This window comes from Actinosynnema sp. NPDC023794 (genome assembly GCF_040639675.1).
GTDB lineage: Bacteria > Actinomycetota > Actinomycetes > Mycobacteriales > Pseudonocardiaceae > Actinosynnema > Actinosynnema luteola.
On the sequence record NZ_JBFAFR010000001.1, the window covers coordinates 888,247 to 904,482 of the forward strand.

Genomic DNA, 16,236 nt, shown 5'->3' on the forward strand with positions numbered 1-16,236 from the left:
GCCTTTTCGCGTGCTCAGAAGCGGGTGAGCCAGACCGCGGCACGGGCGGGCAGCGCCAGTTCCGCCACCGCGCGCCCGTCCTCCGGCACGGCCACGACCGCCTCGGGCGCACCGGCGCCGCCGAACACGACGGCCTCGGTGTGCAGCAGCACCCGCCACACACCGGACGACGGCATCGGCAGCCGGAAGCCCGGCCGGGCCTCGCCGAAGTTCGCCACGCACACCACGTCGGGCACACCGGGCGCACGCCGCGCGTACGCCACCACGGCGCGTGCGGGGTCGTCGTCGACCAGCCACTCGAAGCCGTCCGGCCGGTCGTCACCCCGGTGCAGCGCCGGGTGCGCGGCCTGCACCCGGTTCAACGCCGCCACCAGCCGCGACACGCCCGCGTGCACGGGGTCGTCCAGCAGGTCCCACGCCAGCTCGCGGTGATCCGCCCACTCGTGCGGCTGGCCCAGTTCACCGCCCATGAACAGCACCTGGCCGCCGGGGTGCGCCCACATGTGCGCGAGCAGCACGCGCAACCCCGCCGCGCCACCGGTCTTGGCGATCAGCGAACCCTTGCCGTGCACGACCTCGTCGTGCGAGAGGGGCAGCAGGTAGCGCTCGGCCCAGGCGTAGGCCGCGGGCAGCTTCAGCCGCTCGTAGTCGCCGTCGCGGAAGTACCGCAGCGTGTCGTGCATCCAGCCGAGGTTCCACTTGCGGTCGAACCCCAGCCCGGACGGCGCGGTGACGCCCGGCCAGGTGGTGGACTCCTCGGCGATCAGCAACGCGTCCGGGTGCAGCCGGGCCACGGTCGCGGTCAGCTCCCGCAGGAACGCCACCGCCTCCAGGTTCTCGTTGCCACCGCGCTCGTTCGGCTCCCACTCCCCCGGCCCGCGCGAGTAGTCGCGGTAGAGCATCGACGACACCGCGTCCACCCGCAGGCCGTCCACGTGGAACTCCTCGAGCCAGTACAACGCGTTGGCCACCAGGAAGTTGCGCACCTCGGGCCGGCCGAAGTCGAACACGTACGTGCCCCAGTCGGGGTGTTCGCCCCGGCGCGGGTCGGGGTGCTCGTACACCGGCACGCCGGTCAAGCGCCCCAACGCCCAGTCGTCCTTGGGGAAGTGCGCGGGCACCCAGTCCAGGATCACGCCGATGCCGCGCCTGTGCAGCACGTCCACCAGGTGCCGCAGGTCGTCCGGGCTGCCGTGACGCGCGGTCGGCGCGTAGTACGACGTCACCTGGTAGCCCCACGAGCCGCCGTACGGGTGCTCTGCCACCGGCAACAGCTCCACGTGCGTGAAGCCGAGCCCGGCCACGTAGTCGGCGAGCTCCGCCGCCAGCTCCCGATAGCCGAGCCTGCGCCCGTTCTTCTCGGTCATCCACGACCCCAGGTGCACCTCGTACACGCTGATCCGGTCCGGCCGGTGCCGCCACGCGCCGTCCGCCCACACGTGCCGCGACCGGGTCACCACCGACTCGGTGGCGGGCGGCGGCGTGGTGCGGAACGCCAGGGGGTCGGCCTTGTCCCGCCACACGCCGTCCTCACCCAGGATGCGGAACCGGTAGCGGTGTCCCTCGCGCGCGTCCGGCACCACGGCCTGCCAGACGGGGATCAGCGGGTCGCACGCCAGCTCCGCCGAGCCCCACTCGCCGCTCACCCGCACCGCACGGGCGCCGGGCGCCCAGAGGGCGAAGCGCACGCCGTCCTCCACGACGTGCGCGCCCAGCACCTCCCACAGCCGCTCGTGCCGCCCCTCGGCGATCAGGTGGCGGTCCAGGTCGGCGAGCGCGGGCGTGACGACGGCGGTCACGACGACCCCGCGACCAGCGCGCGCACGGCCCGCAACGGCACCGGCAGCCAGCCCGGCCGGTTCGCCGCCTCGTACCGCACCTCGTACAGCGCCTTGTCGAGCTGGTAGGCCCGCAGCACGGTGGACGCGGCCCGCAGGTCGAGGCCCGACTCGCTGGCGTACCCGGCGAGGAACGCGCGCTGCGTGTCGTGCACCCAGTGCCGGCTGCGGCGCTCGTCCTCCACCGACCAGTACGTCGCGGTCAGCCGGTGGTGCCCGGCCACGTAGTCCAACGACCGCAGCATCCCTGCCACGTCGCGCAACGGCGAGTCGGGCCGGGCCCGCTCGGCGGGTGGCGCGGCCGGCTCGCCCTCGAAGTCCAGCAGCACCCAGCGGCCGTTGCCGCGCAGCACCTGGCCCAGGTGCAGGTCGCCGTGGACGCGCTGCACCTCACCCGGTTCCGCGGCGCGGACGCGGTCGCCCAACGCCACCCGCAGCGCCGCCGCGTAGGGCCGCAACGTCGGCGCGACCTCCAGCGTCTCGGCCAGCCGGATCAGGAACCGGTCGGCCAGCGCCTCGTGGTCGGCGGGCGCGGCGCCGAGCGCGCGGCCCAGGTCGGCGTGCACGGCCGCGACCGCGACACCGAGCCGTCCCAGCTCGCCGACCAGGTCCAGCTCGCGGGGCGTGCCGGTGAGCGTGTGCCCCAGGTCGGCGCGCGCGGCCTCCCACCCCTCGACGCCGTCGTCCACGAAGGCCTCGACGAGCCCCAGCGTGTCCGTCCCGTCCAACGTGATGGAGCCGAGCAGGCGCGGCACGTACAGGCTGTCGCGCAGCACCCGGTGCAGCGTGAGGTCGGGGTTCTCACCCGGCCACACCCGGCGGAACGCCTTGAGCACGCTGTGCCCGCCGATCACCAGCGAGGTGTTGGACTGCTCCACGCCCATCGGCCGCACGTCGCCCGCGGGCTCCGGCAGGTCGACGCCGGGCTCGGGCCGGAACGCCACCGCGCCCGCCGCACCGGCCCGCGCCACCAGCTCGTACAGCCGCGTCACCAGCTCCGGGTCGGCGAGCGCGTCGTAGTGCACCTCGCCGTCGACGGCCCCGATCACCGCGTCCGCCAGGCCCGCGGGCAGGTCCGTGCGGATGCCGACGGGCACGTGGAAGCGACCGTGCGCGGTGCCGACGACGGCGAGCACCCCGCGCACCGGCCCGTCCGCGAAGGGCTCCACCCGCTCGACGGTCACCTCGCCCGCGTCCTCGGCGGGGAACCACCGCTGCCGCGCCAGCCATTCGGCCAAGCCGGGTAATCCCGTGATGGCAGTGGTCATCGCGACGGCACCTCCATGTGGACGGCGAACCAGTAGAAACCGTGACCGGGCAGGGTGATCTGGTACGGGGCCGCGCCGATCACCGGGAACTCCACGCCGCCGGTCAGCTCGGTCAGCTCGTGCCCCTGGAACTCGCGCAGGTCCAGCTCGACGGCCTGCGGGTGGCGGGACAGGTTGTTCACGCACAGCACGATGTCCTGGCGGCCGTCCTCGGAGACGTGCTCGCGCAGGTAGGTCATCACGGCGGCGTTGCCCGAGGGCAGCTCGCGGAACCCGCCGAGGCCGAACGCTCGGTGCCGGCGGCGGACGTCGATCATCCGCTTGGTCCAGCGCAGCAGCGAGCCGGGGCTGTCGATCTGCGCTTCCACGTTCAGGCTCTGGTAGCCGTAGACCGGGTCGGAGATGACGGGCAGGTACAGCCGGCCCGGGTCGCCGGCGCTGAACCCGCCGTTGCGGTCGGGCGTCCACTGCATCGGCGTGCGCACGCCGTCCCGGTCGCCGAGCCAGATGTTGTCGCCCATCCCGATCTCGTCGCCGTAGTACAGCACCGGCGACCCGGGCAGCGACAACAGCAGCGCGGTGAACAGCTCCAGCTGGTTGCGGTCGTTGTCCACCAACGGGGCCAGGCGCCGCCGGATGCCGATGTTGGCCTTCATCCGGGGGTCCTTGGCGTACTCGGCGTACATGTAGTCACGTTCCTCGTCCGTGACCATCTCCAGCGTCAGCTCGTCGTGGTTGCGCAGGAAGATGCCCCACTGGGCGCCGGCCGGGATCTCCGGCGTGGCCGCGAGGACCTCCGAGATCGGCACCCGCGACTCCTGCCGCACGGCCATGAAGATGCGCGGCATCAACGGGAAGTGGAACGCCATGTGGCACTCGTCGCCGCCGACGCTCTGGTCGCCGAAGTAGTGCACCACGTCCGAGGGCCACTGGTTGGCCTCGGCCAGCAGCACGCGTCCGGGGTACTCGTCGTCGACGACCTTGCGGCACAGCCGCAGGAACTCGTGCGTCTCCGGCAGGTTCTCGCAGTTGGTGCCCTCGCGCTCGAACAGGTACGGCACCGCGTCCAGCCGGAACCCGTCGATGCCGAGGTCGAGCCAGAACCGCAGGACGTCGAGCATCGCCTCCTGGACGGCCGGGTTGTCGTAGTTCAGGTCGGGCTGGTGGCTGAAGAACCGGTGCCAGTAGAACTGGCCGCGCACCGGGTCGTAGGTCCAGTTCGACGTCTCGGTGTCCACGAAGATGATGCGCGCGTCGGCGTACTTGGAGTCGTCGTCGCTCCACACGTAGAAGTCGCCGTACGGCCCGTCGGGGTCGCGCCGCGACTCCTGGAACCAGTGGTGCGAGTCGGACGTGTGGTTGAGCACCAGGTCCGTGATGACCCGGATGCCCCGCTTGTGCGCCTCGTCCAGCAGGTGCACGAAGTCCTCGATCGTGCCGAACTCGGCCAGCAGCGCGCGGAAGTCCCGGATGTCGTAGCCACCGTCGCGCAACGGCGAGTCGTAGAACGGCGGCAGCCACAGGCAGTCCACGCCGAGCCACGCGAGGTAGTCCAGGTGGTCGGCCAGCCCGCGCAAGTCGCCCGAGCCGTTGCCGTCGGCGTCGTGGAACGCGCGGACGAGCACCTCGTAGAAGATCGCGGACTTGTACCACTCCGGCTCGACGCCGATGGGCGTGGCGGCGGGCGGCGCCTCGCCGCTGGGCAGCAGGCGGCGCGGCATCAGGCCCTCACCGCCACGATGTGCGCGACGGCGCGGGCGGGGTCGAGGCGCACGTAGTTGCTCGCGCCCCACTCCCAAGTCCGGCCGGTCACCTCGTCGTGCGCGGTGAACGCGGGCGGTACGCCCAAGGCGGCGAGGTCCGGGGTCAACGTGCCCTCCTGCGGTCGGTCGGGGTCGAGGGTCACCACGGCCAGCACGGTGTCGCCGGTCGCGGGGTCGTGCTTGGAGAACGCCAGCAGCGCGGGGTTGTCGACGGCGTGGAACGCCAGGCCGTCCAGCGACCACAACGCGGGGTGCGCGCGGCGGACGCGGTTGAGCAGGGTCAGCCACGGCTCCAGGGAGTCGCCCCTGGCCCGAGCGGCGGCGTAGTCGCGCGGGCGCAGCTCGTACTTCTCGGAGTGCCGGTACTCCTCGCCGCCGGGCGTGGCCGCCTCGTTCTCGTACAGCTCGAACCCGGAGTACACGCCCCACGTCGGCGACAGCAGCGCGGCCAGGGCGGCGCGGATGGCGAACATCGCCGGCCCGCCCTCCTGCAGGTGCCTCGGCAGGATGTCGGGCGTGTTCACGAACAGGTTCGGCCTGGCCTCGTGCGCGTGCGCGGCCAGCTCCTTGCCGAAGCCCTCCAGCTCCGCCTTGTCCTCCCGCCAGGTGAAGTACGTGTAGGACTGCGTGAAACCGAGGCGGGCCAAGCCGTACAGGCGCGCGGGCCGGGTGAACGCCTCGGCCAGGAACAGCACGTCCGGCCGGTCCCGGTGCACCTCCTCGATCAGCCACGCCCAGAAGTCCGGCGGCTTGGTGTGCGGGTTGTCGACCCGGAAGATCCGCACACCGCGGTCGATCCAGAGGTGCACCACGCGCAGGATCTCCGCGTACAGGCCCTTGGGATCGTCGTCGAAGTTCAGCGGGTAGATGTCCTGGTACTTCTTGGGCGGGTTCTCCGCGAACGCCACGCTGCCGTCGGGCAGGCGGGTGAACCAGTCGGGGTGCTGCCCGACCCACGGGTGGTCCGGTGCGCACTGCAGCGCCAGGTCGAGCGCCACCTCGATGCCCAGTTCGGCGGCCCGCGCCACGAACGCGTCGAAGTCGGCGAACGTGCCCAGCTCCGGGTGGATGGCGTCGTGTCCACCGTGGACGGAGCCGATCGCCCACGGCGAGCCGACGTCGCCCTCCAGCGCGACGAGCGTGTTGTCCTTGCCCTTGCGGTTGATCTCGCCGATCGGGTGGATCGGGGGCAGGTACACCACGTCGAAGCCCATCGCGGCGACCCGGTCCAGCTCCTCGGTCGCGGTGCGGAACGTGCCGTGCACGGGTCGGCCCTGCGCGTCCACGCCGCCGGTGGAACGGGGGAAGAACTCGTACCAGGAGCCGAACGCGGCCTTCGGCCGGTCCACCCAGAGCCGGTGCGGCGCGCCCTCCGTGACCAGGTCGCGCACCGGGTGCTCGTGCAGCTCGGCGAGCACGGGCCCGTCCAGCGCGGCGGCCAGCCGGTCCGCCAGCGGCAACGCGCCGGAGCGCAGCCGGGCCGCGGCGGCGCGCAGCAGCACGCCGTTCGCGTCCTCGTCCAGCGCCGCGCGTTCCAGCAGCCGTGCGCCGAGCTCCAGGTCGTTGGCCAGTTCGGTCGCGCCCTGCCCGGCGCCGGTCTTGGCCCGGATCGCGTGCAGCCAGGTCGACCACGGGTCCGACCACGCGTCGACCCGGAACTCCCACTCCCCCACCGCGTCCGGCACGATCACCGCGGCCCAGCGGTCCGCGCCCGCGTCGTCCACGCGCATCCGGGTGCTCTGCCAGGCGCCGTCCGGGCCGCGCCAGCAGACCGTCGCGGCGACCGCGTCGTGGCCCTCGCGCCACACCGCGGCCCGCACCGGCACGTGCTGCCCGACCACGGCCTTGGCCGGCCGCGCACCCGACGACACCGCCGGGGAGACGTCGTCGACGACGATTCTCCCCACCGTCGCGTCATCCTTCATCAGGTCCACCTCTCGGATTTCCGCGGGCTTTCGGAATTCTTCGCCCACGTCTTCCGAGAATGACCGGGGATTACGCGTGGAACCACCATCGCGGGACCACTCGGAAAATTCGACGTAGTAGCCCGGAAAGCACGTGACCCGGCGCTCGACTAGGTCGAGGCCGGGTCACGTGCGGTGGTGTCCTACAGGTCGTCGCGGTAGCCCTGGCTGACCTCGACCACGACGCCGTCGGGGTCGGTCAGCCACACGCTGCGCCAGCCCGGGATGAAGCCGTCGAAGTCGACGGGACCCAGGTTGACCTGGGCGTCCTCGCCCATCTGCGCGAGCAGGGCGTCCACGTCGTCGACCTGGAACGCCAGGTGGCGCACGGTGCCGACGTGGTCCGGGCCGTCGCGCTCCACCAGCGTGGGCGCGCCGGCCGCGTCCACCGCGGCGCCGCCGAACAGCTCCAGGTACGCCTCACCCGACTTCAGGAAGACGATGGACGTCTCCCCGAGGTCGAAAAAGCGGGCGCGCTTGAAACCGAACCAGCGCGTGTAGAATTCTTCGGTCGCGGCCAGGTCGCGGCAGTTGAGCGCGACGTGGGACCACTTCATGGGGATCGCCTTTCGGTGAGGGCAGTCGGCGACCCGTTCCCGCGTGACGTCGGTCGGCGCGGGGTCAGTCCGCGGGCAGGCCGACCAGCTCGCTGCTGAGCCGCCACAGCCGCCGCCGCGCGGACGGGTCGTAGCACTGCGCGTTGGCACGGGCTTCGCGGACGCCGTCGTAGTAGCGCCCGGTGATCCCGGCGAGGTCGTCGGAGAGCGCGAGGCGCAACGTCGCCTCGGAGCCCTCCGCCACGGTGCTCATGGTGTAGCCGAAGGTCTCGTGGACCATCTTGGTGCCCATCAAGGACGCCGGGTGCAGGCTGTTCACGGTGGCCTGCGCCGGGTCGAGCCGCTCGGCCAGCTCGAAGCAGGTCGCGATCTGGGCCAGTTTGCTCTGCCGATAGGCGCGCAACGGCTCGTAACCCCGGTGCAGCATCACGTCGTCGAAGTCGATCGGGGACTGCCCGGCCGACGCGACGGTGACGATCCGCGCGGCGGGTCGCAGCAGCGGCAGCAGCAGCCTGGTGAGGAGGAACGGGGCGAGGTGGTTCACGGTGAACCGGAGTTCGTGTCCCGCTTCGCCTTCCAGGCGCTGGTCGTCGCGGCGTCCCGCGCCCATCCCGGCGTTGTTGATCAGCACGTCGAGCCGCACGCCGTCGTCCGCGAGGCGTGCGGCCATCTCGCGCACCTGGTCGAAGTCGGCGAAGTCCGCCAGGTAGGTCCGCACGTCCCCGCCGACGTCACGCGCCGCGTTCGCGAGGCGTTGCTCGTCACGGCCGTGGATCAGCACGGTCGCCCCGGCCGCGACGAGCCTGCGGGCCAGGTCGAGCCCGAGGCCGTCCGTGGCGCCGGTGACCAGGAATGTGCGGTCCTTCAACGGTGTTCTCCTTCGGTTCGACTCGCGACCGGGCCGCCGGTCAGGCCAGGTCGGTGACCGCGCGCACGCTCTGGGAGACGGGGTCCCCCACCAGGCACGGCGCGAACTCCTCCCACACCGGGATGATCTTGGCGAGGTGGTCGTCGAGGTGCTGCTGACTCTCCCAGCGCTCGAAGAGGGTGAACTTGTTCCCGTCCTCCTCGTGGCGCAGCCAGACGAAGTCCACGCAGCCGTCGTCCAACCGGGACAGGCGCTGGATCTCGGTGAGCGCCTCGACGGCGTCGCGCTGGTGCTCGGGCTTGACGGTGATGTGCAGCAGGAACGTGGGCATGGTGATCCCCTTCACGGACGTGGTCACGGCAGCGGAACCCCGAGTTGGCGCAGCAGGCCCGCGGTGTCGGCCTGGACCCAGCGCTCGGCGATCCGGCCGTGCTCGAACCGGAAGACCTCGATGCTGGTCCAGGTGATCGGCTCGCCGGTGGCGCGCCGGCCGAGGAAGTCCTTGACGAACCGCCCGGTGAAGGTGATGTGGATGACGACCTTGTCGTCGCCGGCCGGGTAGATCAGGTCGTGGTGGGAGGTGAACGCCATCGCCTCGTGCGCCTCGGCGAGCAGCACCTTGAGCTCGGCGACGTCGCGGACGCTCCACGCCGGGTTGTTGTCGACGAAGCCGGGCGCGAACAGCGCGTCCATGTCGTCGTAGCGGCGCTCGTTGACGACGTCGTTGAGCGTGCGGATGGCGAGGACGTGCTGCTCCTCGACCCGCAGCGGATCTGTTGTGGTCACTGGGTTCTCCTCCGGTGCCGAGTGGACTGTGCGCCACCCAGCCTGCCGAGCGGGGCCGGGCCGGACAATCAGCCCGGGTCCACTGTGGCAACTGCGCTCAGACGTGGTGTGAGACGGCACGTCGACCGCGCGGAACGCGGGCTCGAGGAGGCCGACGCCGTGCGGCAACGCCCTCCGGCCCTCGGGGCGCGGGTCGGGCGCGGCGAGCTGCCCGGCCCGCGCTGCGGGATCACGTAGGGGCAGGATCACAACGCCGGCGACCGGTCCGACCCGGCTGGTCGCACCGGCGAGGTCGGTGATCGGGCCGACCGGTTCCGGTTCCGGCGGCGACGGATCGGCGCCGCCGGCAGGGTCCGGCGGAAACGGATCAGCGCGGCCGGCCGGGTCCAGCGGGGACGGATCGACGCGGCCGGCCGGGTCGGGCGACGCCGGTTGTTCGCCCACCCACAGCGATTCGGCGCGCTGTTCCCCGGCCGGCTCCGCGATCCCGGCGGGGCAGGCGGTCGGCGCCGTGCTCGGCGCGGACCGGGCCACCACCCGCGACGCGATCCCGGCGGTCGGCGCTGTGCTCGACGCGGACCGGGGCGCCGCGGGCGGCGCGGCGACGGTGCGGACCGGCGTCACGACGATCTCCCATGGTGGGAAGGGAACGCTGAGCGGGCCGTGCGACCGCCGGGCGCGAATTACGATGTCGGCGTCGCACCCGGCTCGGCCCGACCGCGGAGAAGACCCGATGACCGACCACCGCAAACGTGAGCTGGGCGCGTTCCTGCGCGCACGCCGGGAACGGCTCAAGCCGCAGGACGTCGGCCTGGCGTCCGCCGGCCGTCGGCGCACGCCCGGCCTGCGCCGGGAAGAGGTCGCGCAGCTGTCCGGCGTCGGCCTGACCTGGTACACGTGGCTCGAGCAGGGCCGCGACATCCCGTCGTCCCGGCAGGTGATCGAGGCGCTGGCGACGGCGTTGCGGCTGGAGGACGACGACCGCGACCACATCTTCGAGCTGGCCGGGCTGCGCGCCGCCGAGCCGCGTTCGCCGGACGGCGAGCTGCCCGCGCTCGTGCAGCGGGTGCTGGACAACCTGATGCCCAACCCCGCGTACGTGTTCGACCAGCGGCTGGACATCCTGGCGTGGAACGCGGCGCAGGCGGTGCTGTGGGTCGACCCGGCGACGGTCGCGCCGCCCGAGCGGAACCTGCTGTGGCTGATCTTCACCGACCCGCTCGTGCGATCGCTGCTGGTGGACTGGGAGTCCGCGGCGGGCAGCGTGCTCGGCCAGTTCCGCGCGGCGGCCGGGCGCAACAGCGGCGACCACCGGTACGCCGAGATCGCGGGCCGGTTGCGCGAGGCGAGTCCGGAGTTCGGCAAGCGCTGGGACTCCTACCCCGTGGCGGAGTTCGACGTCGAGGTCAACCGGCTCGACCACCCGAAGGTCGGCCGCATCGACCTCGACCTGCTGCACCTGCGCCTGGTCGAGCACCCGACCCTGACGGTCGTGCTGCAGACCCCGGTCGGCCCGGTCGACTCGGCGCGCATCGCGACGCTGCTCGACCGCCTCGACTGACGCACCGTCGACGGATGCGGGGCGGTGGGCGCCCGTGGGGGACGGGCGCCCACCACCCGCCCTGGCCCGCCCCGGGGGGATGCGGCGCGGCCAGGACGTCATCGCGGCCCGGTCAGGCGGCCGTGCGCTTGCGGGTCAGCGTCACGCCGATCACCGACGCGACCACCGACACCACCACGGCCACGATGAGCGCGTAGCGGAAGCCCGCCACCAGCGACGCCGGGTCCGCCTGCTCCAGCGGCGTGCCCTCGGCGAGCAGCCCGCCGGTGACGCCGACCGCGATCGCGGCGAACGCCGCCGCGCCGAGCGCCGCGCCCAACTGCTGCGAGGTGTTCAGCAGGCCGCCGGCGAGGCCCTGCTGGTGGTCCGGCACACCGGAGGTCGCCGAGATGCTGACGATCACGACCGCCGACACGTGGCCGAAACCGATGACCGCCATGCCGACGAGGATCCACCAGATCGCGCCCGTGGCGGGCAGGATCGCCAGGGCCACGGTGCCGACCGCCTGCATCAGCAGACCGCCGACGAGCGTGGCCGTGCTGCCCAGCTTCCCGGACACCTTGCCCGCCGCCATGCCCGCGACCACCGCGGTCGCGCCGAGCACCGCGAACGTCAAGCCCGTCTGCAACGGCGTGAAGCCCTCCACGCCCTGCAAGTAGAGGGTGAGGATGTAGGCGATGCCCACGAAGGAGCCGATCAGCAGCACGTTGATCAGGTTCGCGATCAGCAGCACGCGCTGCGCGACGACCTTGAGCGGGATCAACGGGTGCGGGCTGCGCTGCTCGATCACCAGGAACGCGGCGAACAGCACGATCGACACCACGAGCGAGACCAGCCAGCCGAGGCCGCCCTGGGTGATCGTGGACAGCGCGTACACCATGCTGATCACCGAGCCGGTGATGGTGACCGCGCCCGGCACGTCGAGCTTGCGGTTGCTCTCCTGGCCGTGGCTCTCCCGGATGAGCTTGGGCGCCAGCAGCGCCGCGCCCAGGCCGATGGGCACGTTGACGAAGAACACCCACCGCCAGTTCAGCACGTCGGTGAGAATGCCTCCCAGCACCACGCCCGACACGAAGCCGAACGACAGCACCGCGCCGTAGACGCCCAGCGCGCGGTTGCGCTCCGGGCCTTCCGGGAACGACGTGGTCAGCAGTGACAGCGCCGCCGGCGCGACCACCGCCGCCGCCAGACCTTGCGCACCGCGCAACAACACCAGCTGCACGTCGTCCTGCGCGATGCCCGCGACCAGCGAGACGAGCGCGAAGGCGACGAGGCCGATGATGAACAGGCGGCGCCGACCGTAGAGGTCGGAGATCCGGCCGCCGAGCATCAGGAATCCGCCGAAGGTGATGGCGTACGCGCTGATGACCCATTGCAGGCCGGAGGTGGTGAAGCCCAGCTCGGTCTGGATGACCGGCAGCGCCACGTTGGTGATGGAGAAGTCCAGGGCGATCATGAACTCGGCCAGGCACAACAACAGCAGGACCGCACCGGCATTCGGACGCCGGCCCGACGCGGTCGCCTCGGTCCTGTTCGTGCTGGTGGTGGTCGCCGCATCCGACGCGGCGGTGCCCGTGGGCGGCCCTGCAGCCGTCTGGTCGGCAATGTGAGACAAAGTCGGCTCCTTGATATCGCCGGCGTTACGCCGATGTGCCCACCCTGCTCATTCCGCAGCCGGGTAACCAGACCAGGGTCTTTCCTAGTAGCAGGACTACCAGGCACCGCGCGCCGGCGGTTCGCGCGAGGCGCCGCGGGCCGCTGCGGGCTCATCACCAGCGCAATGACGCCGAGCGTAAAACTGCGCGTAACAGGGTCGTAAACAAGGCCCCTTCCGCAATTCCGTCAAGTCCACCCAGTTGCACCGGCTGCCTTGCCCCGGACCACTCGCGCGGATTGACTCATGTCGTCAATCACGACACCAAAGATGTCACAGCGGGTGACGGTCGCCACGGTCCGTTCGCCACCGACACGGCCACAGGGGAGAAATCAGTGCCAGCAACCCTCGACAATGATCTGATCAGCCGGTTCGTCGGCGATTGGTACCGCGCGCTCGACGAGCACGGCACCGAGGACGAGGTACTCGGATATCTCGTCGACACCAACCTCGAGATGACTTTCCCGGAAGGCACGCTCAGGACCACCGAGGAATTCCTGGGTTGGTACCGGACGGTCGTCAACCGCTTTTTCGACGAAGTGCACGAAGTCACCGCGGTGACGTCGTCCATTCGCGGCGACGTGGCCGACGTGAAGGTGCGCGTGAATTGGCAGGCACGAATCTGGAACCCGCCGGCGGCGACCAGCCAGTGGCTGGGTTTCGACGCCGACCAGACGTGGCAGGTCGTGCGCGACGACGCGGGGCGCCTGCGCATCCGCTCGTACGTCGTGGACGCCCTGCACCCGATGCCCGGCTCCGCCGAGCTCTGAGCAACCCTCATACCCAGGGAGTAGAGACGTGACCCGACGAGTTCTCGTGGTGCTGTCCGAGTACGGCTACTGGGGGGAGGAGCTGGTCGGTCCGCTGGAGGCGTTCGACGCCCGCGGCTACCAGGTCACCTTCGTCACCCCCACCGGCAAGCGCGCCCACGCGCTGCCGCCGAGCATGGACCCCGACTACATCGACCCGCCGCTCGGCCGCACGGTGACCACGCCGGAGATGGCCCGCGCGGTCCGCGCGCTGGACGAGTCCGACCGGCTGGACAACCCGCTCAGCCTGGCCGACCTCATCCCCGAGCGGCCGTACCACAGCTCGATCAACTTCCTGCGCGAGCTGGAGGCCTACCACCGCAACCTGCAGCCCGCGGTGGACGACCTGGTCGCGGCCTACGACGCGCTGGTGCTCGTCGGCGGCTCCGGCCCGCTGGTCGACATGGTCAACAACGAACGCCTGCACGAAGTCACCCTCGGCTTCTTCGCGGCGGACAAGCCGATCCTGGCCGAGTGCTACGGCGTCACCGTGCTGGCCTTCGCCCGCGACTGGGAGTCCCGCCAGAGCATCATCTACGGCAAGCACGTCACGGGCCACCCCAAGGAGTACGACTACAAGGACGGCACCGGCTTCCTCGGCGTCGACTTCAACATGGGCCCGCCCCCGTTCCCGCTGGAGTACATCCTGCGCGACGCGACTGGCGCCTTCGGCGGCTTCCACGGCAACGTCGGCAAGGAGCTGTCGGTGATCGTGGACTACCCGTTCGTCACCGCGCGGTCCACTCCGGACTCCGCGCTGTCCGGCGAGCTGCTGGTGCGCACGCTGGAGAACGGCCTGCGCCGCTACGGCTGGTAAGGCGTCACGGGCGGGCGCGGCGCCGGTCCGCGCCGCGTCCGCCACCACACTGGGGAAGGTGGATCGAAGCACATGACCAAACGACCGGGACGGGTCGCGATCTTCGAGCAGTTCGCGGCCGACGGTATCACGCACATGTTCGGCAACCCGGGCACCGTCGAGCAGGGTCTGCTCGACGCCATGGGGCAGACCGAGATGTCCTACGTGCTGGCGTTGCAGGAGAGCGTGGCCGTGGCGATGGCCGACGGGTACGCCCGCGCCTCGCAGCGGCCGGGCCTGGTGCAGCTGCACACGGGCGTCGGCCTCGGCAACGCCGTCGGCATGCTGTACCAGGCGAAGCGGGGAGGCTCGCCGCTGGTCGTGATCGCGGGCGACGCCGGCGTGCGCTACGACGCGATGGACGCGCAGATGGCCGTCGACCTGGTGGCCATGGCCGCGCCGGTGACGAAGTACGCCACCCGGGTCACCGACCCGGACTCGGTGCTGCGGGTGCTGCGCCGGGCGGTGAAGGTCGCCATGACGCCGCCGCGCGGTCCGGTGTTCGTGGCACTGCCCGCGGACGTGCTCGACGCCGTCACCGAGGAGCCCGCGCTGCCGACCGTGGTGCCGTCCACGCGCGTGCTGCCGGAGCCCGCGCTGGTGGCGCGGATGGCGTCGGTGCTGTCGGGCGGCAGGCGTCCGCTGGTGCTGATGGGCGACGGTGTCGCGACGAGCGGCGCGCAACGCGAGCTGGCCACCGTGGCGCAGCTGCTCGGCGCGCGGGTGTACGGGGTGAACTCGTCGGAGGTCAACATCGACGCGGCCGACCCGTCGTACGCGGGCAACGTCGGCCACATGTTCGGCGCGGACAGCGCACGGATCGTCGGTGACGCGGACCGCGTGCTGATCGTGGGCACGTACGTGTTCCCCGAGGTGTTCCCCGCGCTGAGCAACCCGTTCTCGCGAGACGCCCGGATCGTCCACATCGACCTGGACTCGTACGAGATCGCGAAGAACCACCCGGTGGAGATCGGTGTGGTCGCCGACCCGAAGCTCACGCTCGCGGCGCTGGCCGTGGAGCTGGGGCACCAGGGCGGGGAGATCGCCTCGCCGCCCGCGCGTCCGGTCACGCGTGCCGCCGCGCCGTCGGGTCCGCCGAGCGTGCTGGAGCTGTTCACCGAGCGGTTGGCGCAGCAGGCGCCGAACGACCTCATCCTGTTCGACGAGGCGCTCACGGCGGGCGAACCGCTGGGACGGCACCTGCCCGCGCGTGAGCCGGGCCGGTTCTTCCAGACCCGCGGTGGTTCGCTCGGGATCGGCATCCCCGGCGCGCTCGGCGCGAAGCTGGCGCGGCCGGACCAGTCGGTCATCGCGTTCACCGGCGACGGCGGCAGCATGTACACGATCCAGGCGCTGTGGACGGCCGCGCGGCACGACATCGATGCCAAGTTCGTGATCTGCAACAACGGCCGCTACCGGTTGCTGGACCACAACATCGACCAGTACTGGCGGGAACAGGGCATCGAGCCGCACGAGCGGCCGAGCGCGTTCGACCTGACCAAGCCCGCCATCGGGTTCACGCAACTGGCCGCGTCGCTCGGCGTGCCCGGGCGCCGGGTGAGCAGGCTGCGCGAGGTGGACGGCGCGGTGGCCGAGATGCTCGGCCACCGGGGGCCGTTCCTGATCGACCTGGTGATCGAGTGAGCGGGGCGGCCGACCGCGGCCGGTTGGACCGGGCCGAGGTCGTGGCGCTGGTGCGCGCGTGGCACGGCGCGCTGGAGCGGCACGTCGACGTGGCGGAGCTGCGGGGGCGGCTCGTGCGGTCGGGGTTGCTGTTGCGGCTGCCCGGCGCGACGGTGCGGGACGGCGAGCAGTTCGAGTCGTGGTACCGGGAGCTGAGCGAGTCGTGCTTCGACCAGCGGCGGGACGTGCTGTCGGTGGACGTCGACCTGGTGTCGCCGCTGCACGCCGAGGTGACCGTGACGCTGAGGTGGGAGTCGCGGCGCTGGCAGCGGCCCGCGCCGCGCAGCCGGTGGACGGGCTGCCTGCTGACCGAGCAGTGGCTGGTGGTGCTCCAGGACGGCGAGCCGCGCATCCGCACCCTGGTGACGCGAACCGCCCAACCGCTGCCGGGCTCACCGCCTCCGGTCGGGGACGACGCGGCCTCCCCGACCGACCGACCGCGACCGGTCGCGGAGATCACCGAACCGGCACCGGCGCCCAACCCGGCCACCGGAGCCGACCGGCCGCAACCGGTCGTGGCGGCGGCGCCGCCATCGGCGCGCATCACCGCCCGGCCGGCAGCCGCGGGGCGATCCGGCGACGGCGACACCCGCGAGTCGCGCGGCGAGCTCGTCGCGAGCTGATCGCGA

General features: G+C 72.0%; 15 protein-coding genes. 6 read left to right on the forward strand and 9 right to left on the reverse strand.

Translation table 11 applies throughout. The features are described 5' to 3' along the window. Positions 1-14: 14 nt before the first annotated feature. The 8 genes from glgB to AB0H12_RS04070 all read right to left on the reverse strand — a co-directional run bounded on the left by glgB (position 15) and on the right by AB0H12_RS04070 (position 9,044). Positions 15-1,799 carry a 1,4-alpha-glucan branching protein GlgB gene (glgB, locus tag AB0H12_RS04035; protein WP_499620648.1) on the reverse strand — a complete coding sequence of 595 codons (1,785 nt, stop codon included), beginning with the start codon at positions 1,797-1,799 and terminating at the stop codon, positions 15-17. Next, positions 1,796-3,106 (reverse strand): maltokinase N-terminal cap-like domain-containing protein, encoded by a 1,311-nt coding sequence (locus AB0H12_RS04040; RefSeq protein WP_499620649.1) that lies wholly within the window; start codon positions 3,104-3,106, stop codon positions 1,796-1,798. Before AB0H12_RS04040 ends, glgB begins: the two co-directional genes overlap by 4 nt. Next, positions 3,103-4,827: a maltose alpha-D-glucosyltransferase gene (gene treS / locus AB0H12_RS04045; protein WP_499620651.1), complete on the reverse strand. Its 1,725-nt coding sequence runs from the start codon at positions 4,825-4,827 to the stop codon at positions 3,103-3,105. The genes AB0H12_RS04040 and treS overlap by 4 nt, the downstream gene beginning before the upstream one ends. After that, a complete protein-coding gene (locus AB0H12_RS04050) occupies positions 4,827-6,794 on the reverse strand; it encodes a maltotransferase domain-containing protein (RefSeq protein WP_499620652.1) in 1,968 nt (655 codons plus the stop codon). The genes treS and AB0H12_RS04050 overlap by 1 nt, the downstream gene beginning before the upstream one ends. A 182-nt stretch (positions 6,795-6,976) precedes the next feature. Next, positions 6,977-7,390: a VOC family protein gene (locus AB0H12_RS04055; RefSeq protein WP_499620653.1), complete on the reverse strand. Its 414-nt coding sequence runs from the start codon at positions 7,388-7,390 to the stop codon at positions 6,977-6,979. 64 nt (positions 7,391-7,454) lie between these two features. Next, positions 7,455-8,258: an SDR family NAD(P)-dependent oxidoreductase gene (locus tag AB0H12_RS04060; protein WP_499620654.1), complete on the reverse strand. Its 804-nt coding sequence runs from the start codon at positions 8,256-8,258 to the stop codon at positions 7,455-7,457. Positions 8,259-8,298: 40 nt separating this feature from the next. After that, positions 8,299-8,616, reverse strand: coding sequence for a putative quinol monooxygenase (locus AB0H12_RS04065; RefSeq protein WP_499620655.1), 318 nt, complete (start codon positions 8,614-8,616; stop codon positions 8,299-8,301). Then, positions 8,613-9,044 (reverse strand): ester cyclase, encoded by a 432-nt coding sequence (locus tag AB0H12_RS04070; protein ID WP_499620657.1) that lies wholly within the window; start codon positions 9,042-9,044, stop codon positions 8,613-8,615. Before AB0H12_RS04070 ends, AB0H12_RS04065 begins: the two co-directional genes overlap by 4 nt. A 108-nt stretch (positions 9,045-9,152) precedes the next feature. Between AB0H12_RS04070 and AB0H12_RS04075 the strand changes: the two genes are divergently transcribed. Both AB0H12_RS04075 and AB0H12_RS04080 read left to right on the forward strand, forming a co-directional pair. Beyond that, positions 9,153-9,281, forward strand: a complete 129-nt coding sequence (locus AB0H12_RS04075; RefSeq protein WP_499620659.1) for a hypothetical protein — start codon at positions 9,153-9,155, stop codon at positions 9,279-9,281. 274 nt (positions 9,282-9,555) lie between these two features. Then, positions 9,556-10,605: a helix-turn-helix transcriptional regulator gene (locus tag AB0H12_RS04080; RefSeq protein ID WP_499620660.1), complete on the forward strand. Its 1,050-nt coding sequence runs from the start codon at positions 9,556-9,558 to the stop codon at positions 10,603-10,605. A 112-nt stretch (positions 10,606-10,717) separates the two neighbouring features. Here AB0H12_RS04080 and AB0H12_RS04085 read toward each other — a convergent pair whose 3' ends face one another. Then, a complete protein-coding gene (locus AB0H12_RS04085) occupies positions 10,718-12,220 on the reverse strand; it encodes an MFS transporter (protein ID WP_499620662.1) in 1,503 nt (500 codons plus the stop codon). Between the two features lie 374 nt (positions 12,221-12,594). Between AB0H12_RS04085 and AB0H12_RS04090 the strand changes: the two genes are divergently transcribed. The 4 genes from AB0H12_RS04090 (at position 12,595) to AB0H12_RS04105 (ending at position 16,230) form a co-directional block, all read left to right on the forward strand. Beyond that, positions 12,595-13,029, forward strand: a complete 435-nt coding sequence (locus tag AB0H12_RS04090; protein ID WP_499620664.1) for a hypothetical protein — start codon at positions 12,595-12,597, stop codon at positions 13,027-13,029. 28 nt (positions 13,030-13,057) lie between these two features. Then, a complete protein-coding gene (locus AB0H12_RS04095; RefSeq protein WP_230571697.1) occupies positions 13,058-13,885 on the forward strand; it encodes a type 1 glutamine amidotransferase domain-containing protein in 828 nt (275 codons plus the stop codon). A 72-nt stretch (positions 13,886-13,957) separates the two neighbouring features. Further along, complete coding sequence (locus AB0H12_RS04100; RefSeq protein ID WP_499620666.1) at positions 13,958-15,568, forward strand: thiamine pyrophosphate-binding protein; 1,611 nt, start codon at positions 13,958-13,960, stop codon at positions 15,566-15,568. Continuing rightward, positions 15,565-16,230, forward strand: coding sequence for a hypothetical protein (locus AB0H12_RS04105; RefSeq protein WP_499620668.1), 666 nt, complete (start codon positions 15,565-15,567; stop codon positions 16,228-16,230). The genes AB0H12_RS04100 and AB0H12_RS04105 overlap by 4 nt, the downstream gene beginning before the upstream one ends. The last annotated feature ends 6 nt before the right edge of the window (positions 16,231-16,236 follow it).